This is a genomic window from Arthrobacter sp. MA-N2 (assembly GCF_000517125.1).
GTDB lineage: Bacteria > Actinomycetota > Actinomycetes > Actinomycetales > Micrococcaceae > Arthrobacter > Arthrobacter methylotrophus.
This window is the reverse complement of record NZ_KI912155.1, coordinates 1,633,726-1,658,174: the sequence shown is the minus strand read 5'-3', so window position 1 is coordinate 1,658,174 and position 24,449 is coordinate 1,633,726. Positions and strand designations below refer to the sequence as shown.

At 63.9% G+C, this 24,449-nt stretch carries 25 protein-coding genes and 2 tRNA genes; 15 read left to right on the top strand and 12 right to left on the bottom strand.

The window, feature by feature from the left end:
• Window positions 1-654 (top strand): phosphate signaling complex protein PhoU, encoded by a 654-nt coding sequence (gene phoU, locus A3M3_RS0108500; protein ID WP_028265978.1) that lies wholly within the window; start codon window positions 1-3, stop codon window positions 652-654.
• A 110-nt stretch (window positions 655-764) separates the two neighbouring features.
• Here phoU and A3M3_RS0108495 read toward each other — a convergent pair whose 3' ends face one another.
• Complete coding sequence (locus A3M3_RS0108495) at window positions 765-1,511, bottom strand: phosphoglyceromutase (protein ID WP_028265977.1); 747 nt, start codon at window positions 1,509-1,511, stop codon at window positions 765-767.
• 144 nt (window positions 1,512-1,655) lie between these two features.
• On the opposite strand from A3M3_RS0108495, the gene A3M3_RS0108490 reads away from it, so the two are divergent.
• Window positions 1,656-2,468: a hypothetical protein gene (locus A3M3_RS0108490; RefSeq protein ID WP_028265976.1), complete on the top strand. Its 813-nt coding sequence runs from the start codon at window positions 1,656-1,658 to the stop codon at window positions 2,466-2,468.
• Between the two features lie 19 nt (window positions 2,469-2,487).
• Here A3M3_RS0108490 and A3M3_RS0108485 read toward each other — a convergent pair whose 3' ends face one another.
• Both A3M3_RS0108485 and A3M3_RS0108480 read right to left on the bottom strand, forming a co-directional pair.
• Window positions 2,488-2,826: a DUF2516 family protein gene (locus tag A3M3_RS0108485; protein WP_028265975.1), complete on the bottom strand. Its 339-nt coding sequence runs from the start codon at window positions 2,824-2,826 to the stop codon at window positions 2,488-2,490.
• 9 nt (window positions 2,827-2,835) lie between these two features.
• On the bottom strand, window positions 2,836-4,020 hold the full coding sequence (locus A3M3_RS0108480) for a trans-sulfuration enzyme family protein (protein ID WP_028265974.1): 1,185 nt from the start codon (window positions 4,018-4,020) through the stop codon (window positions 2,836-2,838).
• Window positions 4,021-4,158: 138 nt separating this feature from the next.
• Between A3M3_RS0108480 and tmk the strand changes: the two genes are divergently transcribed.
• From tmk to A3M3_RS0108465, 3 genes are read left to right on the top strand one after another with little or no spacing between them, the layout of a single operon-like run.
• Entirely contained in the window at window positions 4,159-4,839 is a 681-nt protein-coding gene (gene tmk / locus A3M3_RS0108475) for a dTMP kinase (RefSeq protein ID WP_051423045.1), read from the top strand.
• Window positions 4,836-5,984 (top strand): DNA polymerase III subunit delta', encoded by a 1,149-nt coding sequence (locus tag A3M3_RS0108470; RefSeq protein WP_028265972.1) that lies wholly within the window; start codon window positions 4,836-4,838, stop codon window positions 5,982-5,984. Before tmk ends, A3M3_RS0108470 begins: the two co-directional genes overlap by 4 nt.
• Window positions 5,985-6,033: 49 nt before the next feature.
• On the top strand, window positions 6,034-7,635 hold the full coding sequence (locus tag A3M3_RS0108465) for an alpha/beta hydrolase (protein ID WP_028265971.1): 1,602 nt from the start codon (window positions 6,034-6,036) through the stop codon (window positions 7,633-7,635).
• Window positions 7,636-7,751: 116 nt separating this feature from the next.
• Here the strand turns inward: A3M3_RS0108465 and A3M3_RS0108460 are convergent, their stop codons facing one another.
• Together A3M3_RS0108460 and A3M3_RS0108455 are read right to left on the bottom strand one after the other, a co-directional pair.
• Window positions 7,752-8,582 (bottom strand): endonuclease domain-containing protein, encoded by an 831-nt coding sequence (locus A3M3_RS0108460; RefSeq protein WP_231497210.1) that lies wholly within the window; start codon window positions 8,580-8,582, stop codon window positions 7,752-7,754.
• Window positions 8,583-8,776: 194 nt separating this feature from the next.
• Window positions 8,777-9,520, bottom strand: coding sequence for an HAD family hydrolase (locus A3M3_RS0108455; protein ID WP_028265969.1), 744 nt, complete (start codon window positions 9,518-9,520; stop codon window positions 8,777-8,779).
• A gap of 222 nt (window positions 9,521-9,742) precedes the next feature.
• On the opposite strand from A3M3_RS0108455, the gene A3M3_RS0108450 reads away from it, so the two are divergent.
• The 5 genes from A3M3_RS0108450 to A3M3_RS0108430 all read left to right on the top strand — a co-directional run bounded on the left by A3M3_RS0108450 (window position 9,743) and on the right by A3M3_RS0108430 (window position 12,114).
• A tRNA-Thr gene (locus A3M3_RS0108450) sits at window positions 9,743-9,815 on the top strand.
• A 591-nt stretch (window positions 9,816-10,406) separates the two neighbouring features.
• Window positions 10,407-10,583, top strand: coding sequence for a hypothetical protein (locus tag A3M3_RS28820; protein ID WP_155854338.1), 177 nt, complete (start codon window positions 10,407-10,409; stop codon window positions 10,581-10,583).
• A 243-nt stretch (window positions 10,584-10,826) separates the two neighbouring features.
• Window positions 10,827-10,955 (top strand): hypothetical protein, encoded by a 129-nt coding sequence (locus A3M3_RS29245; protein ID WP_269317251.1) that lies wholly within the window; start codon window positions 10,827-10,829, stop codon window positions 10,953-10,955.
• 187 nt (window positions 10,956-11,142) lie between these two features.
• Window positions 11,143-11,616, top strand: a complete 474-nt coding sequence (locus A3M3_RS0108435; RefSeq protein WP_028265968.1) for a DUF805 domain-containing protein — start codon at window positions 11,143-11,145, stop codon at window positions 11,614-11,616.
• 219 nt (window positions 11,617-11,835) lie between these two features.
• Window positions 11,836-12,114: a hypothetical protein gene (locus A3M3_RS0108430; protein ID WP_028265967.1), complete on the top strand. Its 279-nt coding sequence runs from the start codon at window positions 11,836-11,838 to the stop codon at window positions 12,112-12,114.
• Between the two features lie 44 nt (window positions 12,115-12,158).
• On the opposite strand, the gene A3M3_RS0108425 is transcribed toward A3M3_RS0108430, so the two are convergent.
• Complete coding sequence (locus A3M3_RS0108425; RefSeq protein WP_197023159.1) at window positions 12,159-12,986, bottom strand: AfsR/SARP family transcriptional regulator; 828 nt, start codon at window positions 12,984-12,986, stop codon at window positions 12,159-12,161.
• On the opposite strand from A3M3_RS0108425, the gene A3M3_RS24325 reads away from it, so the two are divergent.
• From A3M3_RS24325 to A3M3_RS0108410, 3 genes are all read left to right on the top strand, one after another.
• Window positions 12,973-13,131, top strand: coding sequence for a DUF1059 domain-containing protein (locus A3M3_RS24325; protein ID WP_155854336.1), 159 nt, complete (start codon window positions 12,973-12,975; stop codon window positions 13,129-13,131). The genes A3M3_RS0108425 and A3M3_RS24325 overlap by 14 nt on opposite strands.
• 76 nt (window positions 13,132-13,207) lie before the next feature.
• Entirely contained in the window at window positions 13,208-14,047 is an 840-nt protein-coding gene (locus A3M3_RS24320) for a sulfurtransferase (RefSeq protein ID WP_197023157.1), read from the top strand.
• A gap of 283 nt (window positions 14,048-14,330) precedes the next feature.
• Window positions 14,331-16,934 carry a PEP/pyruvate-binding domain-containing protein gene (locus A3M3_RS0108410; RefSeq protein ID WP_028265965.1) on the top strand — a complete coding sequence of 868 codons (2,604 nt, stop codon included), beginning with the start codon at window positions 14,331-14,333 and terminating at the stop codon, window positions 16,932-16,934.
• 90 nt (window positions 16,935-17,024) lie between these two features.
• Here A3M3_RS0108410 and A3M3_RS0108405 read toward each other — a convergent pair whose 3' ends face one another.
• The 5 genes from A3M3_RS0108405 to A3M3_RS0108385 all read right to left on the bottom strand — a co-directional run bounded on the left by A3M3_RS0108405 (window position 17,025) and on the right by A3M3_RS0108385 (window position 20,793).
• On the bottom strand, window positions 17,025-17,864 hold the full coding sequence (locus A3M3_RS0108405; protein ID WP_028265964.1) for an aldo/keto reductase: 840 nt from the start codon (window positions 17,862-17,864) through the stop codon (window positions 17,025-17,027).
• A 118-nt stretch (window positions 17,865-17,982) separates the two neighbouring features.
• A complete protein-coding gene (locus A3M3_RS0108400) occupies window positions 17,983-18,435 on the bottom strand; it encodes a hypothetical protein (RefSeq protein ID WP_028265963.1) in 453 nt (150 codons plus the stop codon).
• A gap of 8 nt (window positions 18,436-18,443) precedes the next feature.
• Complete coding sequence (locus tag A3M3_RS0108395) at window positions 18,444-19,097, bottom strand: bacterial proteasome activator family protein (protein ID WP_028265962.1); 654 nt, start codon at window positions 19,095-19,097, stop codon at window positions 18,444-18,446.
• 103 nt (window positions 19,098-19,200) lie between these two features.
• Window positions 19,201-19,782, bottom strand: coding sequence for a PadR family transcriptional regulator (locus A3M3_RS24315; protein ID WP_051423041.1), 582 nt, complete (start codon window positions 19,780-19,782; stop codon window positions 19,201-19,203).
• Between the two features lie 27 nt (window positions 19,783-19,809).
• Complete coding sequence (locus A3M3_RS0108385; RefSeq protein WP_028265961.1) at window positions 19,810-20,793, bottom strand: NAD(P)H-quinone oxidoreductase; 984 nt, start codon at window positions 20,791-20,793, stop codon at window positions 19,810-19,812.
• Between the two features lie 114 nt (window positions 20,794-20,907).
• On the opposite strand from A3M3_RS0108385, the gene A3M3_RS0108380 reads away from it, so the two are divergent.
• A tRNA-Ser gene (locus A3M3_RS0108380) sits at window positions 20,908-20,995 on the top strand.
• A gap of 177 nt (window positions 20,996-21,172) precedes the next feature.
• Here the strand turns inward: A3M3_RS0108380 and nirD are convergent.
• On the bottom strand, window positions 21,173-21,544 hold the full coding sequence (gene nirD / locus A3M3_RS0108375; RefSeq protein ID WP_028265960.1) for a nitrite reductase small subunit NirD: 372 nt from the start codon (window positions 21,542-21,544) through the stop codon (window positions 21,173-21,175).
• Window positions 21,545-21,823: 279 nt separating this feature from the next.
• Here nirD and nirB point away from each other — a divergent pair, with 279 nt between their 5' ends.
• Window positions 21,824-24,445, top strand: a complete 2,622-nt coding sequence (nirB, locus tag A3M3_RS0108370) for a nitrite reductase large subunit NirB (protein WP_028265959.1) — start codon at window positions 21,824-21,826, stop codon at window positions 24,443-24,445.
• Window positions 24,446-24,449: the final 4 nt, after the last annotated feature.

Here is a 24,449-nt window from a genome sequence, read left to right as displayed (position 1 = left end):
GTGCGCAAGGTTTTTCAGGAGGAGCTCACCCAGGTCGGTGAGGACCTCATCGAGATCTCAAAACTGGTCACTGAGGCGATCCAGAATGCGACCACCGCCTTTGAAGGCGCGGACGTCGATCTCGCCCAGGACGTCATTGCCGCTGACGCCCGCATCGATTTCCTGCAGAACGGTCTCGACGAGCGGGCCATCGATATCCTTGCCCTCCAAGGCCCCGTGGCCAGCGACCTCCGGATGATTGTCGGCTCCCTACGGATGAGCGCATCACTGGAGCGCATGGGTGACCTCGCCAGGCACGTGGCCCAACTGGCCCGCCTGCGCTACCCTTCGACGGTCATTCCCGAGCAATTGACGGCAACATTCAAGGACATGGCCCGGCTCGACCTCGAGATCAGCCAGAAAGTGACCCTGTTGCTGGAGACCCGCGACTTGGAAGTTGCCCGGGACATCCTCAAACTCAACATCCACGTCGACGACCTCCACTTGAGTGTCTTCCGGGCCGTCGCGGATCCTGCCTGGGCCGAGAATGCGGCCACCACCGTGGATGTGGCCCTCGCCAGCCGCTACTTCGAGCGCTTCGCCGACCACGGCGTCTCGGTCGCCCGAAAAGTGACCTACTTGGTCACTGGCGAATGGCAGCCCGAAGGCTTCTAGCCTCGGCCAACAACAGCTCAAACAACGACGCCGGCCGCCACACCTCGCAAGGTGGGGCGGCCGGCGTCGTCGATTAACGGGAGCGCAGCGCGTTCTTCGGCTGCGAAAGCCTACTTCTTGCCCTGCGCTGCGACAGCCTTGATGGACTCCGCTGCAGCCTCGGGATCGAGGTAGGTTCCACCGGGTTTGATCGGCTGGAAGTTGTCGTCCAGCTCGTAGACCAGCGGGATGCCCGTGGGGATGTTCAGGCCCGCGATGTCCTCGTCGCTGATGCCGTCGAGGTGCTTGACGAGCGCGCGCAGGGAGTTGCCGTGTGCGGTGACCAGGACGGTCTTGCCCGCTTTGAGGTCTTCCTTGATGTCCGATTCCCAGTACGGCAGAAGGCGCACGAGGACATCCTTGAGGCACTCGGTGCGCGGGAGGGCGTCGCCGAGGTCCGCGTAACGGGGATCGTTGGCTTGGGAGAACTCGCTGTCATCGGAGAGGGGCGGCGGCGGGGTGTCGTAGCTGCGACGCCATTCCATGAACTGCTCTTCGCCGAATTCGGCGAGGGTCTGGGCTTTGTCCTTGCCTTGCAGGGCACCGTAGTGGCGCTCGTTGAGGCGCCAGTCACGCTTGACCGGGATCCAGCCGCGGTCGGCTTTATCCAAGGCAATGTTCGCCGTGTTGATGGCCCGCTTGAGCAGCGAGGTGTACAGGATGTCCGGGAGAACGTTGTTCTCGACCAGAAGCTCTCCGCCGCGCGCTGCTTCCTCGCGCCCTTGCTCGTTCAGGTCGACGTCCACCCAGCCGGTGAACAGGTTCTTGGCGTTCCAGTCGCTGTGGCCGTGGCGCAGCAGAATCAGCTTGTAAGTCATGACTTTTATCCTAAGCGATCAGGCCGTGCCGTTACCGGGCGTTACGCGATTACCCCTTTGGCCACAACACGGGGTCACTTAGCGCCGGTGTTTGTACGTCGGATGGGCCGTAAGTGACCCCGCGTAGGAGGATAAAGTGGGGCCGTGGTGCAAAAAGCGGAGCGGGTGCAAGGAAGACGCGGCAAACCAGTCGGCAACATCACAAGGGGCACCACCAATCCCAACCGCATGCGCCGCCTGGACCGCTGGCTGGCGGGACCCCAGGCTTGGCGGCTGCGCTCCGCCGTCGACCCTTTGGTAGTGGACCTGGGCTATGGCGCTTCCCCGGCCACCGCAGTCGAACTCTTCGAAAGGCTGCAGGCCGTGCGCCCGGACGTTCGCGTATGCGGGATCGAGATCGAACCCGAGCGCGTCCGGATCGCCAAGTCCTTGGAAAAGCCCGGGCTCAGCTTCCATGTGGGCGGATTCGAGGTTCCTGTTCCAGGCAATCCCGTGCTGGTTCGTGCCTTCAACGTGCTGAGGCAATATGAGGAATCGGACGTGCCAGGGATCTGGGCGTTGGTACAGTCGCGCTTGGCGCCGCAAGGCTTGTTCATCGACGGAACCTGCGATGAAATCGGTCGCCGGGTGACGTGGGTTGCGCTGGATCCGGACGGGCCATTGAGCCTGAGCCTGTCCATGCGGTTCGGCGGTTTCGAGCTGCCCTCCGACGTTGCAGAACGCCTGCCGAAGGCTCTCATCCACCGCAACGTCCCGGGAGAACGGATCCACACTTTCTTGAATGCCTTGGACCAGGCCTGGCTGGAGGCGGCACCACTTGCGTCGTTTGGCAACAAACAGCGGTGGACGGCCATGTGCCAATCAACGCGCGACGCCGGGTGGCCCCTTCAGGACGGACCATCGCGTTGGCGCTTGGGGGAACTTACCGTCGACTGGGCCGCTGTGGCTCCGGCCTAGTTGGCCGGCAGGAGTCGGGTCACCAGGGACCGTACGGACCTTGGTTGCGGCCGCTGTTGCCGATTTCCTTCACCGCGGGGCGGACGTCCGCCAGGTAGACACACGCCGCGGTCACGGCAGCGATGCCGAAGAGACCCAAGCCACCGCCGCCCGTGAGGACGGAAGAGCCGCCGATGACCGCTGCAATGCAGGTCAGTGCCAGCCAGAAGGTCTTAGTGCGCTTGGATGCGGCTTCGAAGGAGGACGGTTTGTGGCGCAAGCAATCCACCAGCGCCCAAAGCTCCAACGCAAAGGCAACCAGTCCCAGAAGGAAGTAAATTCCATTCTGGATGTATGAAATCAAAACTTTTCCGTCCACGTCCCCAGCCTAGCCGTCAAGCGCCTTGAGCGCTTGCTCAAGGTCCGCCCAGAGGTCTTCGACGTTCTCGATCCCGACGCTCATCCTGACCAGATTGTCCGGCACGCTGAGAGGCTCGGCCGTGTGCCGGCGTCGGCGTTCGATGAGGGACTCGACTCCGCCCAGCGACGTAGCGGGGAGCCACAACTTCAATGCACGGACCAGCTGATCGGCGGCGTCGGCTCCGCTGCGGGTCCGGTCTCCCGCCAGCTGGATACACAGGATGGAACCGAAGCCTTTCATTTGGGACTTGGCCCGCTCATGGCCAGGATCGGTGGGGAGGCCCGGGAAGCGGATCGACTCGACCCGCGGGTGGGTACTCAGCCTCTCGGCCAGCGTCGCGGCCGACGCCTGGGAACGTTCGATCCGCAATGCCAGGGTGCGCAACCCCCTCAGCGCGAGCCAGGCCTCGAAAGGACCCGCAATGCCGCCGTGGATGATGCGGTGGTGGAGGAGTTCGGCGCGCAGCTCAGGATTGGATGTCACCAAAGCGCCAAGGACGACGTCGGAGTGGCCGGCCAGGTATTTGGTGACGGAGTGGAGCACGACGTCGGAGCCCAGGCAAAGGGGTTGCTGCACGAGCGGCGTGGAGAAGGTGTTGTCCGTGACAACGATGGCGCCGGCCGCATGGGCCGCGGTGGTCAAGGCCTGGACATCGGCGATGCCGAGCATCGGGTTGGTGGGGCTTTCAATCCACAACATGCTTGCGGGCTTTCCGTCCGCGGGGGCGAGCTGCGCTTTCACGGCGTCCGTGTCCGCAATATCAACCGTCCGCAACTCAAGGATGCCCCTGGCCGCGAGTTCGGCAGCCATGACGAGCGATCCCGCGTAGCTGTGGGTCGGCATGACGAGGACTCCCCCAGCGGGCACGAGTGACAACGCCGAGCTGACCGCGGCCAGGCCCGAAGCGTAGAGCAGCCCCGGAAGTTCGGCTCCCTCCAGCTGGGACAGCGCTTCCTCGAACGGGTCCCAGGTGGGGTTGGCGTAGCGTCCGTACCCGCGGTCACCGTCGCCCAACGCTCCTGTGCCGAAATACGTGGAGGACAGAACGATGGGCGGATTGACGGGCTGGTCATGGCTACGTTCGGGACGGCCCGCCGCTACCACCACAGTGTCAGGGGAGAGATCCGCGGCATGTTCTCGGGAAAGACTCATTGCTCCAGCCTAAGGCCCGGGGAGCCGGGGCTGGAAAGGCGTTACGGCTGAGTTTCGCCGAGCGGCAGGTTCGGTCCCGCACGGGTGGGCCAGCACCGCCGTCGAGCACTGTCGGTGTTCCTCTGTAGGCTTAGAACCGTGACTACGCAGCGCGAAGAGCGGGACCAGAACCCCACGCCGGACCAGCGCCCTGGGCTCTTCATCGCCTTCGAGGGCGGCGACGGGGCCGGAAAGTCCACACAAGCTGCCCTTCTGGCCGAGGCACTGGAGTCCCACGGCTTTTCCGTGCTGCGCACGCGCGAACCCGGCGGGACTCCGATCGGCGAAAAGCTGCGTTCTTTGGTGCTGGACCACGGCCACGGCACCATCGACCCCCGGACCGAAGCCCTCATGTTCGCCGCCTCCCGGGCCGCCCATGCAAGCCAAGTCATCCGTCCCGCTTTGGCACAAGGTTCCGTGGTCATCACGGACCGATACATCGACTCTTCGGTCGCCTATCAGGGTGCTGGCCGGGACCTCGGAACCGGAGACGTCCGGCGGCTCAACGAATGGGCCACCGAAGGCCTCGAACCGGACCTGACGGTGCTCCTGGATGTTCACCCCGGCGATGGCCGGAACCGCAGAACCGCCGGTGATGCCGCGGAAGACCGGCTCGAGTCCGAACCGGATGACTTCCACGCCCGCATCCGTAGCGCGTTCCTGGAACTGGCCGAAGCCCACCCCCGGACGTACCTCGTACTGCCCGCCAAGGATGCCATCGAGGACCTCGCCACGCAGATCCTCCACCGCGTGCAGGACTTGCTCGGGAGCCGCACGTGAGCGTTTGGGATGAGCTCCAGGGCCAGGCGCCCGTCGTCGCGCAATTGCGTGCCGCCGCCCAAGGCGAGGGGCTCACGCACGCTTGGCTGTTCACCGGTCCGCCCGGTTCCGGCAGGTCCAACGCGGCCAAGGCGTTCGCTGCGGCGCTAAATTGTGAACAGGACGATGTTGCCCTCCGCGGCTGCGGCGAGTGCGCCTCGTGCCGGACCATCCTTGGCGAAACCCATTCAGACGTGACCTTTGTCCGCACGGAGAAAGTCACCATCACCATCGAAGAGGCCCGCCAGATGGTGTCCAAAGCCGGGGACCGGCCGGCGTCGGGCCGTTGGCGGATCATTGTGGTGGAGGATGCGGACCGCATGGCAGAGCGCACCACCAACGTGCTCCTCAAGGCGATCGAAGAGCCGACGCCCCGAACCATTTGGATGCTGTGTGCGCCGTCACCGGCCGATGTCCTCGTCACCATCCGCTCGCGTTGCCGCCCGGTGAGCCTCCGGATTCCGCCGGCTGCCGACGTCGCGGCCCTGCTGGTAAGGCGCGACGGCGTCGACCCCGCCATCGCCGACCGGGCCGCCCGCGCAGCCCAAAGCCACATCGGGATCGCGCGTCGGCTGGCCCGCGATCCGGAGGCCAGGGAGCGCCGGATGGAAACCGTCCGTTTCCCGCTGGGTCTGCGGGGCGTCACTGCTGCCGTGATGATGGCGGAAGAGTTGGTGAGGATCGCAACCGAAGAGGCCAACAGCTCCAACGACGAACGCGACGCCACCGAGAAGGTCGCCTTGTTGGCGAGCTTGGGAGCGCCGGAATCCGGGACGTTGCCGCCGTCGATGCGCAGTCAGGTGAAGCAACTTGAGGACGACCAGAAACGGCGGGCCAAACGCTCCATCACCGATTCGCTCGACCGCACCCTGACCGATTTGCTGTCCTTTTACCGGGACGTCTTGGTCATTCAGTTAGGGAACGCCGTGGAGCTGGTCAACGTTGAACTCAGGAGCGAACTGGAAGCGTATGCCGCTGGCTCCACGCCTGAGGTCACTTTAGGGCGCATGGATGCAATCAATAAGGCGCGCGTCCGGATAACCACCACGAACGTGGCACCCCTGCTTGCCGTCGAATCCATGGCGAGCAGCCTGATTCAGCAATAGCCGGATAGTTTAGAAGTACAGCACGCTTCCCCACCATGAGGAGAAACGCATGACGCCCGCACGACGCCGGTCCGCCGGGTCCAGTTCACGGACACGGTTCCCATCCCTGCGGCGGGCGGTATCGGCACTCGCTGCCACGGTCTCCGCCAGCCTCCTACTGAGCGGCTGCGTGTTCTCCTTGCCGGCACCCAGTGACGGATCCGGAAGCGGTTCCGGCAGTGTCAGCACCCCGGACGCGTCCATTGCCGCTGCGGCCCCGGCGGGACTGGAGAGTTTCTACTCCCAAAACGTGAGCTGGACGTCCTGTGAACAAGGATTCCAGTGCGCCAACATCAAAGTGCCGGTGGACTATGCCAAGCCGGACGGCGGCAGCATCTCCATCGCCGCCATCCGACTCCAGAGCCAAGGCACGAAGAAAGGCTCACTGCTGGTCAACCCAGGCGGTCCCGGCGCCTCAGGCTATGACTTCGTCAGGGATGCGGCCAAGACGCATTTCACCAGCAAATTGCGGTCCGGCTTCGATCTTGTGGGCTTCGATCCCCGCGGCGTCAAGCGTTCGGCACCGGTGACGTGCCTCAGCGATGCCGAGCGCGATGCATCCCGCGAAAAGGTCTACAACTACGACACGGACCAAGGAATCGCCGCAGCACTGGCAGACACCAAAGCCATCAATGCCAAGTGCGTGGACCAGTCCGGTCCCGCCCTGGCCCACATTGACACCGTCAGCTCCGCCAAGGACATGGATATCCTCCGCGCGGTGCTGAACGACGCAAAGCTCAACTACTTGGGCTTCTCGTACGGAACGTTGCTCGGCTCCACCTACGCGTCCCTGTTCCCGGACAACGTCGGCAAGCTCGTGCTGGATGGTGCGGTGGATCCGGCCCTCAACAACGAGGACCTCACCGCCGGCCAAGCGGAAGCGTTCGAAAAGGCACTGCACACCTATGTGGCGGATTGCCAAGCGAAGGCCGGATGCCCGCTGCCAGGGGGCGTCGACAATGGCGTGCAGCAGATCCAGGGCCTCATTGCCGACGTGGAACAGAATCCCCAGCGGGCAAAGGACGGCCGGCTGGTGACGGGGGCGACGCTTGTCAGCGCCATTTTCACCCCGCTCTACGACAACGAATCGTGGCCCGTTCTGACCCAGGCGTTGGTGGCCGCATTCAAGGGCGATGTGTCCCTCATGCTTCGGATTGCCGACTTTGGCGCGGACCGGGAGCCGAACGGCACTTACAGTTCCAACACCACGTTCGCGTTCAACGCCATCAACTGCCTGGACTACCCCATGGTCACGGACACGGCGGGAATGCGTGCCGAGGAAGCCCGATTGAAGCAGCTCTCCCCCACCTTCGGCTACTACTTCGCCTACGGCGGCATCAATTGCAAGGACTGGCCGTACAAGCCAGTGCACACGCCGGCCCCCGTCAAGTACACCGGCAAGGCCCCGGTTGTAGTCGTCGGTACCACCGGCGACCCAGCCACACCTGTGGCATGGGCAGGTTCATTGCGGAAACAGCTCGGCAACGCTTCCCTCGTGACGTGGCAGGGCCAAGGCCACACCGCCTACGGCCGCTCCAACAGCTGCGTGTCCAACGCTGTCGACGACTACTTCGTGGACGGGAAGGTGCCGTCAGACGGGACCATGTGCTGACTGGCTTTTGGCTGGGCCGCGCTGGGCCCACCACAAGCGACCACAATTGGGGCTGGGCTGAGCTGGCAATCCCTGGCGCGGCGCGGACGCGTGGTGCTTGCGGCCCTCAAAGCTGGTCATTTGTTGAGGCGTAGCCCTGAACGGTGAGCCCGGATTGCCGCCTTCACCTCAGCGACCATTGCTTCCGGATGGTACACAACGTCCTCGTAGAAGTACCTCAACACGGTGAAGCCACCGGCAACGGAAGTGTTGTTCCGCCGTCGATCCCTCTTGATGGCACGGGGCTCAAAGTGTGTTTTGCCGTCCAGCTCAACGATCAAGAAGCGCTCGACGACGAAATCGACTTCCCCGACTCCAGGCAATTCCACGTGCTGCACGAAGACGATCCCAGCTTGCTTGAAGTGCATGGCCGCCAGGGGTTCGAGCAAAGAATCTGCTTTCGGGCACACGAAATCCAGGACGTCCCGCGCCCTGCCGTTCCGGTTGCCTGGTAGCCTTTTGCGCAGGAAATCCACAGTTGTATCGCCGCGAATAACCGCACATTGCACCATGACCAGCGATTCCTCGGCTGGCCGGCATCGCAAGGCATGCACCAGCACATCGGCAAGAGCTGCCACCGGTCGGCCCGGCATGGGTGGCAACGAAGCGCTCCGGTGCAGCACTACGCCGTCGCGAGGTAGCCCGTTACCGCAGACTAAATGGAGCTCATTGGCTGGGTGCAGTTGCCAAAGTCCATAGTGTGGGGCGGCCGAGATGCATGTGAGGACACCTCCGTGCTTGTATGCCGCACCAAATTCACGGGGCGCATCGGCCAGGGCCACCACGCCGCGGTAAGGGACCACCACGCGGTCCCGCCGTGCCGCGGTGCGGAGCTGCCAGGCCCCGACGCCGGCTTTGAGGAGGTCCCTGCGCAGGGCCACTCCCCCTCGTGCACGAAGAGCAGCCATGAGATCCATACTCCACAACGTCCACAGGCAGCGTTCCTACGGAGACGGCACCATGCCTATGTGGATAACCCGGGGAATTTTAACCCCGCCACGTCTTACCGCTTTTGCCCACCACCCTGAAACGTCGACGGCGGGCTGGCGGCTCGCGCGGTGCGGAGCACACGGGAAAGTTGGTCGATCGTTGAGACCTGGTCCTAGAGCCGGGCTGCGCGCGGTTCCAGCAGCGCGGGAAGGTTCTTGACTGAGGGCACGACGGCGGTGGCGCCGGCCGCGCGCAAGGCCGCCTCGGAGTGGAAGCCGGTGAGCACGCCCACCACGGCGGAAGCCCCGGAGCGAACGCCGGACAACATATCCGAGCTCGTGTCCCCCACAACGACGACCTCGCGTACATCATCCAGGTCAAGGGCCAACACTGCCGTGAGAATCATGTCCGGGTAAGGGCGACCGCGGCCGGCGTCGGCGGGGCACAGGCTCAGATCGGCCTTCCCCATCCAGCCCAAGGACTCAAGGACCATGTTCTGAGTGTGGCGTCCGAAGCCTGTAGCCAAGCAGACGTTCATGCCGGAGTCTCGCATCCAGTCAATGGTTTCCTCGGCTCCAGGAATCGGCCGGACGCCGCCGTCGGCAATCAGATCGTCGTAGGCGCGCTCAAAGGTCTTGTTGGCGCTCTCGGCCCGTTCCAAGTCTTCGAAAAGGTGGCTGAAGACGGTCAGCTTCGAAAAGCCCATGGTGTCCCGGGCGTAGCCGAGCATGCTTTCGAAGCGGGAGGAACCGGGCTCGACGCCGGTCTCTTGCAGCGCCCGGGACATGGCGCGTTCCGTGCGCCCATCGTCCGTGATGGTGGTGCCCACCATGTCCAGTACAGCAAGCCGGAGCGGCTGTGCACGATGTGCCCCGGCGTCGTCCGCGTTGATCCTGGTGCTGCTGTCCATGCTCATGGCGCCCCTTCGCTGGTCGATGGCCGGAATCGCGCGGCCACGTTATTCCGCCCAGCTTGCCCCTGGTCCGCGACGACGGCCTGAACCGGGCGCAACGTGTGGGTGAATTCCGCACCAACGCCGCCGCGGGAGCTACGTCCGCCGCTGTTTTGACCCGGGCGAGGTGACTCTATTACAGTTGTATCTTGCGTGATTCAGCCGTACTCCGGACGATCACGCGGTGCTTCCTTAGCTCAGTCGGTAGAGCGTTTCACTCGTAATGAAAAGGTCATCAGTTCGATTCTGATAGGAAGCTCGAAACAGAGTAGGCCCGCATCCCGGTATTCACAGGGGATGCGGGCCTACTTATTGTCCGGCGTGCTTGCCCTGAAACGCCTCAGATGTACCCGATACCACTCTCCCGGCATGTCTCGGCACGGGAGCGCATACGGTGTTTTGCCCAGGTTAGCCAAGGCATCAGGTGTCGGATCGGGCTGACGCTCTCGATTAGGCATCGCACGATTACGCGCCCCACGCGGACGCTTGATGACGGACGGCGACACATGGTGCCTGAGTTACAAATCTTCCAGCAACGAAGACGGCCATGGCTGCGATAGAAGCGCTGCCGGCAGCCGGATCGTCATGACGAGGACCACCCCTTAGGCGCTTGAGTACCTGTCGAGCGCTCCTCTTGGCGATCTTATGGGAATCTTGATCCTTTCTTTAGGCGATCTTGACCTTCGCCGCGTAAGGCAAATTTTCTCTTGAGGGATATCCCAAGCTACGATCAGCAGGTTGTCCGACTGAAAGGCGCCGTTGCTGTGGATCCACACCGATATTTCAGCGGCCTAATGGTCTTCGCTGGCCTCTCACTCGTACTGATGTTTTCCGTCCATCTGCTCCTATTGTGGTGGCGCAAGCGGTCGGGCTCGGCATCGTCGCGCCCCGAGAAGTAGCAGCGGCCATGCCCTATATCGATATCAACCCTCATCGACAGCGACCGAAATGGATCAGCCATGTCGGGCTGGGCGTCTTGGCGGTGCTCGCCGTCGTGGTCGTCGTTGTTGCTTTGGCCGGCACATAATCGAATGACCAAGACCAGCATCGAGGCCTGACAGCCTACGTCGACCGGAGCTCCGGGGAAGGCGAACCGGTGACAAGGAAGCCTGTAACGGCTCGCTGGGGACCGGTGCCGTCGTGAGCGAAGGGTCCCGAAGGGCGGCGCGCGACTTATCAACGCCCGGATGGAAACCGTCACCGAGAAACCGTCGTTCCGGAAAGCGGCCTCGGCGCGACGCGTGTCGCTTGCTGCCGATGGGTGCTACGAGTGGGAGAAGCTCCCGAGTGGCGGGAGCTTGACTCCATGCCCGAACCTCGCCGTGTGCCCCGGGTCGTGATTGAAAAGGTCAACTATGTGCGGAACAACGGACCCGAACTCAACCAGCCGGCCGCCTGAACCCGCTACCTTTGCTCGCTGCCTCAGGTGTCTCATTTTCCTGCTTGGCACTCACGCAGATCGCTTCAACGTTCGAGAGTCATCGCGAGTTCCGACACGCCGCCGGAATTTCATCTGCAGGACAACTTGGCCGATGGCTTGGACCCCTACGATGAAGCGTCATCACTCGTCTATTTAGGAGATCCATTTGTCCTACCAACAGCAACAGACCACCCAGTTTGGCAGCGCCGTCCCGCTTTGGGCCCCGTACTACGGTGCTCCTATCGGCGAAGCAGCACGCCGGTTCTTCAAGAAGTACGCGACCTTCACCGGCCGGGCCAGCCGTAGCGAATACTGGTGGTGGACCCTCATCTCCGGCGTCGTGAGCATTGTGCTGAACATCATCATGTCCGTGGCCGGCTCCGCGGGCGCGACCGTCAGTGACTCCGGGGCCATGGTTCCGGGGCCCGGCATGATTGTTGGCGTCATCCTCTTAGTCATCTGGGGTCTGGCAGTCATCGTCCCGTCCTTGGCCCTGGTCGTCCGGCGCCTGCACGACGCGAACTTCAGCGGCTGGCTGATCCTCATCGGACTCGTTCCGTTCCTCGGTGGCCTGGCGCTGCTGATCTTCATGTTCCTTCCGCCCAAGCCCGAAGGCCAGCGGTTCGACGTCCCGGCCTAGTCTTTACCAGAGGACGCATTGAGGGGCCGCCAACGTCATACCGGCGGCCCTTCCCTGTCTGTCGTGGAGAGCAGCGCCCCGGCCACTGTCAGCTTCGAGTTCTCCGAGGCCGGCATGGGCCGGTTCTCTTGTCGGAGGGCCAGGGTGTTTCAATCTGGTCAGGCAGCCCGAGGCCAGTCGCGATGATGCTATGAGCCCGTCTACTACGCCGGGCGCGACGTGGCCGGCTATCAGCCCAAGACCATCCTTGCCCTTCTCGACGGGGTATGGCACACCGGGGTCGACGGCGCCACCTCCACGCACATCATCAACCCGGTGGTCACAGGAAACGGACACGCCCTGCACGCCGAGGCCTACTGCCTGGACCTGTACCGGATCCGCGTCGTGGCGAGCAGGCCGGACCGCTCCATCTCCGATCACCTGTACGGGATCGCGCACACCGGGCCCCGCGGGGCTTGTGACAACTCCTATAACCTCGTCCCGGTGAAGGTCTACTGACCCGGGCGGCCGGGAGCGATCGGCGAACCGGGGTCTCCCGGAGGTCAGGTCCGGCCGAGGAGCTGCTGGTAGAGCGCACGGGTCGTCGGGCTGGGCGAGACGCCGAGCTGTTCGCGGAGAAGGTCGGACAGCTGCACGTATACGGCCAGCGCCTCGGCCAGGTTGTCCTGGGCGGCGAGAGCCTGCATCAGATAGCGATAGCCGCTTTCGCGCAGGGGGTCCAAGGCGATGAGTCGGCGGCCGGCGCGGACGGCGCCAGCCACTTCGGCGCCGCCGACGCCGAGTTCGGCGGCGGCGTAGCATTCCAGGGCTCGCAGCCGGATCTCGGCGAGCTGCTTACGGGTCTGGTCGATCCAGTCAGCATCCTCGCCGGGCAGGAATCCGCGTTCGGCGACGAACAGCGCCACCAGAACAGGCCCCCAGGCACGGGTCCAATCATGCTGAGCGACGGCGGACTCGGCCCGGTGAATTGCTTCCACTGCGGCTTCGAGGTCGATCCACGCGCCGGGAAGATGGAGCTGGACGGTGACGCGTCCATCCACCGCATCCGAACCGAAGACGTGGCGAAGCTTCGAAATCAACGGGTTGAGGCGCGCGTCGATCCCGGCGGGATCGGGAGAGCGCCAGAGCGCCTCGACCAGCTCGTCGCGAGGCACCAGACGGTGCCGGTTAATGACGAGGTACGTGAACAGCAGGCGTCCCTGACGACCGGGCAGTCCGTGGTCGAGCCTGAGCCCGTCCCGCTCCACCACCAGCGGTCCGCAGATCTGGATATGCAGCGCTGACTGCACGGTCATGACACCATGATCGCATGTGCCCTCATCACTCCGAGGGCTCGACCAGGTTTGGGAGGTCGTTATGGCGAAGCTCATCCGATGCGAATGTGGGTTCGTCGTCCGCGGCGACACCGACGAGGAAGTGATCGGAGCGATCCGCGGCCATATTGCCAGCGACCACCCGGCGCTCCTCCGCGCAGTCAGTCGCGAAGACTTACTGGGGTGGATCCAAGTGGAATAGCAGGCACACCCCGACGCCAAGGTATCGCCAACCTTGAGCCAACTCTGGCCCAAGGACGAGCGGGCAGACTATGGACATGCTCATCGAACCCATCTGGCTGGCACATCACCTGTACGATCCTGCGGTCCGCGTCGTCGAAGTGGACGTTTCCGCGGCCGCCTACAATCAATGGCACATCGACGGCGCCGTCCTGTGGAACGTCTACGCCGACCTCAAAGACGAGCGGTATCGCCCGGTCGGCAGACAAGCGATCGAACGACTATTGGCTCGCTCCGGCATCGGCCCGGCCTCGACGGTCGTGTGTTATGGCTACGCCCCGGCGCTCGGCTATTGGCTGCTCAAGCTGTACGGGCACGCCGACGTCCGCATCCTGAACTGCTCCCGAGACGCCTGGCGCGCCGAAGGACACCCCTGCGGCACCGCGCCGTCACGCTTGGAAGCGGCTCCGTACCAGCTCACCGAACGGGACCACGGGCTGTTCGCCGACATGCCGGCCGTGCGGCAGGCCATAGGGCGCGTAGGAACAACGATTCTGGATGTCCGCTCCGAGCCCGAGTACGCCGGTGATCGGTTCTGGCCGTCCGGCGGAATGGAACCGGGAGGGCGCGCGGGCCACATCCCGACGGCGGTCCACCGGCCGTTCGGCGATCTCTACGATCAGAATGGCGCATTCCGCCCGGGCAACGAGCTACGCCAGGCGATGCCCGTACCTGAGCTCGAGGGAGAGGACGAGCTGATCATGTACTGCACCGTAGGCGGCCGCGCGGCCACCGCATGGTACGTGCTCACCGAACTTCTCGGACGAGAGCGTGTCCGGATCTATGACGGATCCTGGGCCGAATGGGGACTTAGCCCAGACGCTCCGGTCGAGACACCGCGCACCCCAACCCTGGAGCGCTCCGTCAATGAAGGGTAGACCTTTATGAACGGCCGGCAGTGTGTCCCGGTTGACGTATGGGCCGCGGGACACCTGCTGGGTCGGCGCGAGCGCTAACCGTCCTTGAGCAGTATCGGCACCGCCGCCTCGGTCGCGAGCATGCCCAGCACTCCTGGGATGCACCAATCTTACCCGCGCTCTTGCTCCTGAATTGGTTGAATGTGGGGAGAGTGTCACGTTAGATGGGCCGTGTGAGCGAGTCCCGAATCCGGTGCCAAGTGAACCGCATCAGAACGGCCTCGCCTTGGCAGGAGGCCGAGCCATGACACGGGAATTCACGCTTTCCCTAGCTGATCCGCGCGCGACGCTGGAGAACGTCGGCGGCAAGGGTGCATCGCTCGCGCGACTTGCCGGCTGGGGCTTGCCGGTACCAGACGGCTTCCATCTCACCTGCGAAGCGTATAGAGACTTCGTGGCTGACAACGGACTCGAACCTGCCATCCTTGATGCGCTTGACGCCGCGGACCCTTCGCAGCCCTCATCGTTCGAGACGGCGTCAAGCGCCATATCCGGCCTGTTCGCCGGCGCTCCCATGTCGTCTGAGATCGCTCGCGCCATCGCGGGCGCCTACGCACGGTTGCCCGGAGGAGCTGCGGTCGCGGTGCGCTCATCTGCCACGGCGGAAGACCTGCCCGGAATGTCGTTCGCGGGTCAACAGGAGACCTATCTTAACGTGCGCGGCGAGGAGGAGCTGTTGGGGGCGGTGGTGCGCTGCTGGGCCTCCCTGTGGACGGCTCGTGCGATTGCCTACCGGCTGCGGATGGGGGTCGACCAGCGATCGGTGTCCATGGGGGTGGTGGTCCAGATCATGGTGCCCTCGGAGGTTTCGGGGGTGCTGTTCACGGCCGATCCCACCACGGGGGAGCAAGGAGAGATGGTCATCAACGCCAGTTACGGCCTCGGGGAGGCTGTGGTGTCGGGCCGGGTTACACCGGACACCCTCGTGGTGGACAAGACCAGCCTGATAGTCAAGAAGGCGACCCTCGGGATGAAGGACGTCTCGATCCGGGCCACCGGGGAACAGGGAACGGTCACTGAAGGCATTCCAGAAGGACGCCGCGGGCAGCCGGCCCTCTCAGAGCGAAGTGTGAAGGAGTTGGGGAAACTGGCTCTCCAGGTGGAGAGGGAGTCTGGCGGCGTGCCCCAGGACCTCGAGTGGGCGGTCGCCGACGGGCGCTACTGGATCCTCCAGGCCCGGCCGATGACGGGCCTGCCGCCCGCCCCGCTCAAGGACGTGCGGTGGGATCCCCCCATCCCGGGAACGAAATGGATCCGTCGCCAGGTGGCCGAGAACATGCCCGAGCCCCTGTCTCCGCTCTTCGAAGAGCTTTACCTCAGCGACGGGATGGAGCTCGCCATGCAGATGGACATGGAGATGCTGGGATACCCGGGTGTCGTCGCCAACACTGGCCTCCCCTCCTACGCGACGGTCAACGGGTACGCCTACATGTGCGCAAGCTTCACCATCAATGCGCGGGGCCTGCTGAAACTCCTGGCATCCCTTCTCGGCGGCAAGACAATGCGCGCGACCTTCGTCCAGGCGATACCGTACTGGCGAGACGAGGTGCTGCCGGGCCACCTGAAGACCGTGGAACGATGGAAGGAATTAGACCTGGCCTTTGCACGGGACGAGCAGCTCCTCGACGGGATCCGCGAGCTCGCCCTCTCCGAGGCCCGCTACTGGGGCAGCACCACCCTCGCCTTGGCTGCCGCGAAGGGCAGCGATATGCTCCTCGGCCGCTTCCTGGCCATCGCCATGCCAAGAAGCGGACTGAGTAGCTCACTTTTCCTGCGCGGGTTCCCCTCGAAAGCCCTCGAAGCCCAAGCCCGGCTCGAGGCCATTGCCGAGCACATCCGTGCCTCCGGGGATCTACGGCAGATCGCCCTTTCTATCCCCGTTCAGCGGCTGCTCGATGCCCTGAGCGCCGGGGGCGGCGACGTGGCCGAGCAACTCCAGGATTACCTCGGCCGCTACGGCCACCAGGTCTATAACCTGGACTTCGCGGATCCGACCCAGGACGAGGACCCGACACCAGTCCTGCTGAGCCTGAAGGCTGAGGTGCATCACCCGGGCGTGGAGGTAAGGGTACGGCAAGCGGAGATGGTCCGCGACCGTGAAAGCCTGGTGGAACAGACTGCCCGCCACCTCGATCCATTGCGCCGGCGCCTCTTCCTGAAGATTCTCCACTGGGCACAGGGCTTCGCCCCCTACAGGGAAGAGACCCTCTTCTACATCGGTTCGGCCTGGCCTGCTCTCCGCCGTCTGGCGCTGGAGCTGGGGCGGCGCTTGGCCGAGGCGGGTTCCCTCGATGCCCCAGGCGACGTGTTCTACCTTCAGACCCAAGAGTTGCTGACAGCCAGTGAGGGGCGAAGAGCAGGGCGGAACTGCCCGGATCTGGCCCGGATCGCCATGGAGCGCCGCGGGCTTCGAGAGGCCCGGAAGCGGCTGCATCCGCCCGCGGCCGTGCCCCCTGCCGCCAGATGGAAATTCGGACGCATCGATCTATCCGGCTTCGAGACCCAGAAGAGGAATGCCGACGAGGGGCCGACCCTGCAGGGCTTCCCCGTGAGCCCCGGACGGGTCACCGCCCCGGCAAGCGTGATCCTCTCACCCGCGGACTTTGACAAGATGATGCCCGGCACCATCCTCGTGTGCCCCACGACCATTCCCGCCTGGACGCCTCTCTTCGCCCAAGCGAAGGGTCTGGTCACGGACATCGGCGGAGTGGCAGCCCACGGCTCCATCGTCGCCAGGGAGTATGGCATCCCTGCGGTCATGGGCACTGGCAACGGGACACAGCGGATAGTCAGCGGGCAACAGGTGACTGTAGACGGAGACGCCGGCACAGTGACCTTGGCGGTCTAGATCAGCAGTGACACAAACGGCAAAGGGACACTACGGCAAAGGCCCCGCACCTGGCGGTGCGAGGCCTTTGCCGTCAAGAAAGTCGAGAAATCAGGCAAAGTCGGAAACTGCCGGATCCGGCCCGATGCGACCTTCGGCGCCTCGGTCCAGGCCGTTAATGGCCTCGACGTCGGCTTCGTCCAGAGTGACGCCAAGCGCTGCGAAGTTCTCCTGAATCCGGGACTCGGTCACGGACTTGGGGATCACCACGTTGCCGATCGCCAAGTGCCAGGCGATAACAACCTGCGCCGGGGTGGCGCCGTGCTTGGCGGCGAGTTGCGCGATGGTGGCGTTCTCGAGAAGCTCGCCGCCCTGGCCCAGAGGCGACCAAGCCTGGGTCAGGATGCCCTGGGAGGCATCGAATGCCCGGAGTTCGGCCTGGTTAAAGAACGGGTGGAGCTCGATCTGGTGGATCGCCGGAACTACGCCGGTTTCCTCGATCAGGCGCTGGAGACCCTCTTTGCTGAAGTTGGAGACGCCGATGGAATTGATGCGTCCGCGCTTCTGGAGCTCAATGAGCGCCTTCCAGGTATCCACGAACTTGTCCTGCTTGGGCTGCATCCAGTGGATCAGGTACAGGTCAAGGGTTGCCAGCCCGAGGCGATCCATCGATTCTTCGAAAGCGGCGAGGGTGGACTCGTAACCCTGGTCCGCGTTCCACAGCTTGGTGGTGATGAAGATTTCCTCGGGTTTGAGGCCGGAGGAAGCTATGGCACGTCCCACCCCTGCCTCGTTGCCGTAGATCTTGGCGGTATCGATGTGGCGGTAGCCGGCGTCGAAGGCCTGACGCACCACCTTTTCGGCTACATCGTCCTCAACCTGCCACACCCCGTAGCCGAGCTGGGGAATAGTATTGCCGTCGTTAAAAGTAAGGTTCGGTGACGAAGTCATGGCCTCCATCCTGCCAGCCGCGCACACCGGGTGACTACGGATTCCGGCCCCTCTAAGCTAGGCGCTTAATAGTTGCCATGTGGGAATAGACGCGTCTGCACCTAAATCGGCCGAACTCCTACGAGCCGACGTATCCCCTCAATAACCGTTCTGCTTCTTCTACATTCTCGTAAACGGCTTCGGCGCGCCGTCGCACCGAAATCGCTCCCACAGGGACGGGCCCGACGGCGAGACGCAGCATCGCGGCTGCCTCCGCCGTCGTCGCGAGGGAGTTCCCCGCTTTGGACAGCGCGCGGTGGACCCCGGCGAGCGGCCCGGGGATATCCAGCCCGTCACTGGGCGCCCGGAGCTGCGCCTCGACGCAGATGGCCCGCACCCTGGAGGACAAGTCGGCCAATTCGTTGGCAATGGCCACGAGTTCGACATAGAGCTGTTCGTCTTCGACGCCCTCAAGGACCTGGTGGTACCGGTCAAGGCCACGATGGAAGCGGTCGTGGGCGCGCCTCCACAATCCTTTGCCTAGCTCAGCATCATCCTTCCGTCCCTGCCGGACGCCCCCAAAGAATCCCAACGTGGCGCTCAGAGGTATTGGCCCGGACCGTGGTCCGGATCTTCAACGCGAGCTGGTTTGCCGGGTTCGGTTTCCTTGCCTGGAAGGTGGGCACGCTGCGGCTCACCATTCTCGCCAATAACCACGCCCGGGGCGATCATGGTCCCGGGCGGCAGCTGGCGAAGCTGCAGTTGGGCAACCGCGTGCTCCCGTGCTGCCTGCTGCGCTGCGATGGCGGTCTGGATTCCGTGGAACAACCCTTCGAGCCAACCGACCAGCTGGGCTTGGGCAATCCGGAGCTCGGCGTCGGACGGAGTGGAGTTTTCGGGGAATGGGAGGCTGAGGCGTTCCAGCTCCTCCACCAATTCCGGAGCGAGGCCCTCTTCCAGCTCTTTGATGGAGCGTTCGTGGATCTCGGCAAGGCGCCCGCGCGCAGCCTCGTCCAAGGGAGCACTCTTCACTTCTTCAAGCAATTGGCGGATCATGGTGCCGATCCGCATGACTTTGGCAGGCTCGTCGACGAGGTCCTGCAGCGTGCTGCCTTTCTTGGCATCAGACTTGGCCTCGGGCTTCGAGCCCGCTTCAGTTGTGCTCTCCGCCGTACCAGCGTCCAAGGTTGTGCCCTCCACCGGGATGTCGTCAAAGCTCTCGCCACTGGTTTGAGTGTCGTCCTGATCGCTCATGCGTTCATACTCTCACGGGCCGCAACTCAGCCCAGAGCCTTGACGAGTATTTCGCCTTCGTCCTTAGCGAAACCACATTTTTCCCAGAAGCCCGTGGCATAGTTCATGCGGCGGGTGCTCCCGGGCCACGGACCATTCCGGCTGTGCCGTTGCTGGCGCCGTTGGCCTGCTGGACCAGCCTCGCCTCACAGAGATCCAGCCAGCGGGCCTCAGCCTCGGCATGGAAGATCAGGGAGTCCAGGACGAGCAACCGCGCAGTGTCCGTCAACCGCTGGTTGGCGGCCAGGTCCTTGCGGGTCTGGGTAAGTTCCTGCAGTTCCTTCAGCGAAATCTCACGTTGGGCCTGGATGAGCGCGGTGACGTCGGTACCCGCAGTCGTGACGGCAAGCGCAAGTTTGATGGCCAGTTCGTTCCTTGGAGGGACTCCACGCTCCACCGCCGCGGTAAACCATCGGCTGATCTCTACCGTTCCGGCGTCGGTGATGCTGTAGAGCACGTGGCCGCGGCCGTCGTCGCCCTCTTTGCGGACCAAAGCGTCGCGCTCCAGCCGGTTCAGGGTGGTGTACACCTGGCCGATGTTCAGAGGCCAGACCGACCCCGTGCGTTCTTCGAATGCCGCCCGCAACTGGTACCCGTAACGTGGCTGCTCCTGGAGCAATGCCAGGATGCTGTACCGGATGGACATCGCTCTCCTTCGTGAAGTCGGGGCGTTCTAGAACACCAGCAGGACTTTGCCCATGTGCTCGCCGGAATCGAAGTACTCGTGGGCTTCACGGACCTGCGCCAAGGGAAACGACTTGGCCACGAAGGGCTTGATCCGGCCATCGGCGAGCATTGGCCAGACAGATTCACGGACAGCGTTCATGATCACGCCTTTTTCGGCGACCGGCCGTGGACGCAGCGCTGTGCCGATGATCGCTGCGCGTTTGCTCAGCAGCTGGCCGAGGTCGAGTTCGCCTTTAGTGCCACCCTGCAGCCCGATCACCACCAACCGGCCGTAGTCCGCAAGCGCTTCCACGTTCTGCCGCAGATATTTGGCGCCCACGACGTCGAGAATCACGTCCGCGCCTTTGCCTCCGTTTTGTGCCTTGAGACTTGCGGGAAAATCTTCCTCCGCATAGTTGATGGCGATATCTGCCCCGAGGAAGGCTTTGGCAGTGCTGACCTTTTCAGCCGTTCCGGCGGTCGCCGCGACTGTGGCACCGTAGGCTTTGGCGAGCTGGATGGCCATGGTGCCAATACCACCCGTGGCGCCGTGGATCAGCACCGTCTCGCCGGGTTGCAGCTGGGCAGTCATGATGAGGTTTGAGTACACGGTGGCGGCCACCTCGGGCAAGGCAGCAGCGGTCACGAGGTCCACGCCGTCGGGCAATCTCAGGACCTGTTCGGCCGGGACAGCAACCTGTTGTGCGTAACCACCGCCGGCAAGCAGGGCGACCACCTTGTCGCCGACGGAAAACGGTTTGCTCACCTTGGGGCCGAAAGCGGCAATCCGGCCCGAGACCTCAAGGCCGGGAACCTCGGATGCACCTGGGGGCGGCGGGTAGAAACCGCGGCGCTGCTGGACATCGGCCCTGTTGAGGCCGGCGGCGACGACGTCGATGAGAACCTCGCCGGGGCCGGGAACCGGAGCTGGGACGTCGCGGATTTCCAGAACCTCGGGTCCGCCCGGTTCGGAGATGTAGACGGCTTTCATGAAGTGCTCCCGATTCCTTGCTCAATGCAGTTAGCCTTTGGGACACCTTAACCGTGTTTATCGCAGCGGCAGGTTTTTGGCGCAGCCAACTCCCTATGAAACACTACTAGGCAGGGAAGGTTGTCCGAGCGGCCTAAGGAGCTGGTCTTGAAAACCAGTGTGCGGTAACCCCGCACCAAGGGTTCAAATCCCTTACCTTCCGCGTGGCGCATCGTTTGCGCAGCTGAGAGGCCGGTTCGTGCGAATCTTTGGATTCCACGAACCGGCCTCTCTCCTTAACCGCCGGGTCCTAAGGGCCGGGGTGGGGACCCGCCAAGAAAACGCGAATGGCCGGTTCCGCGAGCGGAACCGGCCATGATCGGCGTCGAGCGCTGGCAGCTTAGACGGCTACCTCAATGTATCCGTCCACCAGACGTGTGGCGTAGATTGCGAGCCGCAGTTCGGGGTTGGTGAAGCATTCGCCGGTTTCGAGGTCGTAGACCTCTTTATGAAGCGGCGAGGCGATGGTGGGTCGGCTGCCCCGGGAACCGACGATTCCCCGCGCCATGACGTTGGACAACGTTGACGGGTCCTGCTGGGACACCGCGAGGACTTCATCCTGCATGGTGCGGAATAGTGCTACTTGCTTGCCTCCGAGCAGGGCAGCTTCGCCCCAGGCCGGTTCCAGCTCGTCGATTGCGCAGACGCGGTGCCAGCCGGACGCGATCGGCGCGTTCGTCAGTTGTTCTTCCCGATCCAGAATGACGGTCATTTCAGCCCCTATCGTTTAGCCTGCCTGTCGGGCGGATCCAATTCCGCCGTCAGGCACGGGCCGTTTGCGGCCACTCCTTCACCGTAGGCCCGCCGTGTTTCGCCGGAATGCAATCGATGTGTCCTGCTCGTAAAGGAGACCTCACATCACCGCAATCCTCACCGTGATGCGGAAGTTAAGCCCCGGAAACACAAGGGAAACTGACGCGAAACTGCCCGTCTTTAGTCTGAAGTGACAAGTCGCGGATGACGGTTCCGCGGCACATGCGAAAGGCCGCCCGTGACCGGATATTCTTCCCCTTCAGATGACCTGCGCCGTGTTGTTGTTGCAGGCGGAGGCCCTGCGGCCCACCGTTTTGCCGATGCCATGCACACGCGCGGTCTTGAGGGCTGGCACGTCACGGTCCTCACCGAAGAAGCGCATCTTCCCTATGACCGGGTCACGCTGAGCAAGGCCCTCATCGAGGTGGATTACGACCTCACCCTGGGGGACATGTCCATGTGGGAGCACGACGCCCTGGACCTGCGCACGGGCGAGCGGGTGGTGAAGATCAACGCCGCAGCCAAGTCCGTGAAAACCGCGGCCGGCAACAGCTACGAATACGACGCCCTCGTGGTCGCGACGGGTTCGACTGCCGCCCGCCTGCCCATCCCGGGCGCCGAGCACACGCATGTCTACCGCACGCTCGACGACGTGTGGGCCATTAATGAGGCCATCACGCAGCTCACGGAGAAACTGGGCCGCAAGGTCAAGACCGTCACCATCGGCGGCGGTCTCCTCGGCCTCGAATCGGCCGCAGGCACGGAACGGTTGGGCGCCAACCCCATCGTCATCGACGGCGCATCATGGCTGATGGCCACGCAGCTCGACGAAGGCGCCGGTCAAGCACTGGGCCGCCTCATCAAAGACAAGGGCTTCGAAATCCACGGCGGCGTGTTCCCCTCCGAAGTCTTGTCCGACGACGACGGCCAGGTCACCGGTGTCCTCATGGCCGACGGCCGGATCATCGACGCCGACATCGTGATCGTCGCGATCGGAGTGAGGCCGCGCGATGAACTCTTCCGTGCCGCGGAAGGCGAGGAGCAGGTCTTCACGCTCGGCCAGCGCGGCGGTGTTGTCATTTCCGATAGTTGCGAGACCGAAGTCCCCGGTATCTTCGCCATTGGTGAAGTCGCGAACTTCGGCGGGATGTGCCTGGGGCTCGTGGCGCCGGCGAACACGATGGCCGAGATCGTCGCCGACCGCCTGCACGGCGGACACGCGACCTTCCCCGGTTTCGACACCGCCACCAAACTCAAACTCTCCGGCGTGGACGTCGCCAGCTTCGGCGACGCCTTCGCCACCACCAAACACGCCCTGGAAATCGTCTACGCCGACCCCGCCCGCGGCGTCTACCAGAAAATCGTCACCACCGACGACGCCAAAACCCTCCTCGGCGGGATCTTCGTCGGCGACGCCACCCCCTACATGAGCCTGCGCCCCCTGCTCGGCCGCGAACTCCCCGCCGAACCCGGCGCCTACCTCACCGCCGCAGGAAACACGGACGCCCCCGACACCGAACTGCCCGACGACGCGATCCTGTGCTCCTGCAACAACATCCCCGCCGGGACCATCCGCGAGGCCATCAACGCCTGCGGCGCCTGCGACGGCAACACCCCCGTCCAGGAACTGGGCGAACTCAAAACCTGCACCCGCGCCGGCACCCAATGCGGCTCCTGCGTGCCCATGCTCAAAAAACTCCTCGAAACCGAACTGAACAAATCCGGCATCGAAATCTCCAAAGCCCTCTGCGAACACTTCAACCTCTCCCGCCAAGAACTCTTCGACGCCATCCGCGTCCTGGAACTGGACTCCTTCGAAGACATCCTGGCCAAATACGGCACCGGCGCCGGCTGCGACATCTGCAAACCCACCATCGCCTCCATCCTCGCCTCCCAACACTCCGCGTACGTGCTCGACGCCGGCCGCGGCACCCTGCAAGACACCAACGACCGCGCCCTGGCCAACATGCAAAAAGACGGCACCTACTCCGTAGTCCCCCGCATCCCCGGCGGCGAAATCACCCCCCACGGCCTGGGCATCATCGCCGCCGTCGCCCAGAAATACCGCCTCTACACAAAAATCACCGGCGGCCAACGCATCGACATGTTCGGCGCCCGCCTCGAACAACTCCCCGACATCTGGAAAGAACTCGTCGACGCCGGCTTCGAATCCGGCCAGGCCTACGGCAAAAGCCTGCGCACCGTGAAATCCTGCGTCGGCTCCACCTGGTGCCGCTACGGCGTCCAAGACTCCGTCGCCATGGCCATCAACCTCGAACTGCGATACCGCGGACTACGCAGCCCCCACAAATTCAAAATGGGCGTCTCCGGCTGCGCCCGCGAATGCGCCGAAGCCCGCGGCAAAGACGTCGGCATCATCGCCACTTCGGAAGGCTGGAACCTCTACGTCGGCGGCAACGGCGGAGCAAACCCCGCCCACGCGCAACTCCTCGCCGGCGGCTTGAACGACGAAACCCTCATCAAATACATCGACCGCTACCTCATGTACTACATCCGCACCGCCGACCGCCTCCAACGCACCGCCCACTGGCAAGAAGAACTCGACGGCGGCCTCCAACACATACGCCAAGTCATCATCCACGACTCACTCGGCATCGCCAACGACCTCGAAACCGCCATGGCCCGGCACATCGACACGTACCAGGACGAATGGGCCCAAACCCTCAAAGACCCCGAACGCCTCCGCCGCTTCCGCTCCTTCGTCAACGCCCCCGACCAAAAAGACGAGGACATCGTCTTCGTCCCCGAACGCGGCCAAATCCGACCCGCCACCAACAAAGAAAAAAACGCCGTCCTGATCTCTTCCGCGAGCATCCCAGTCCGCGGAAGCGAGGACTAAGAAC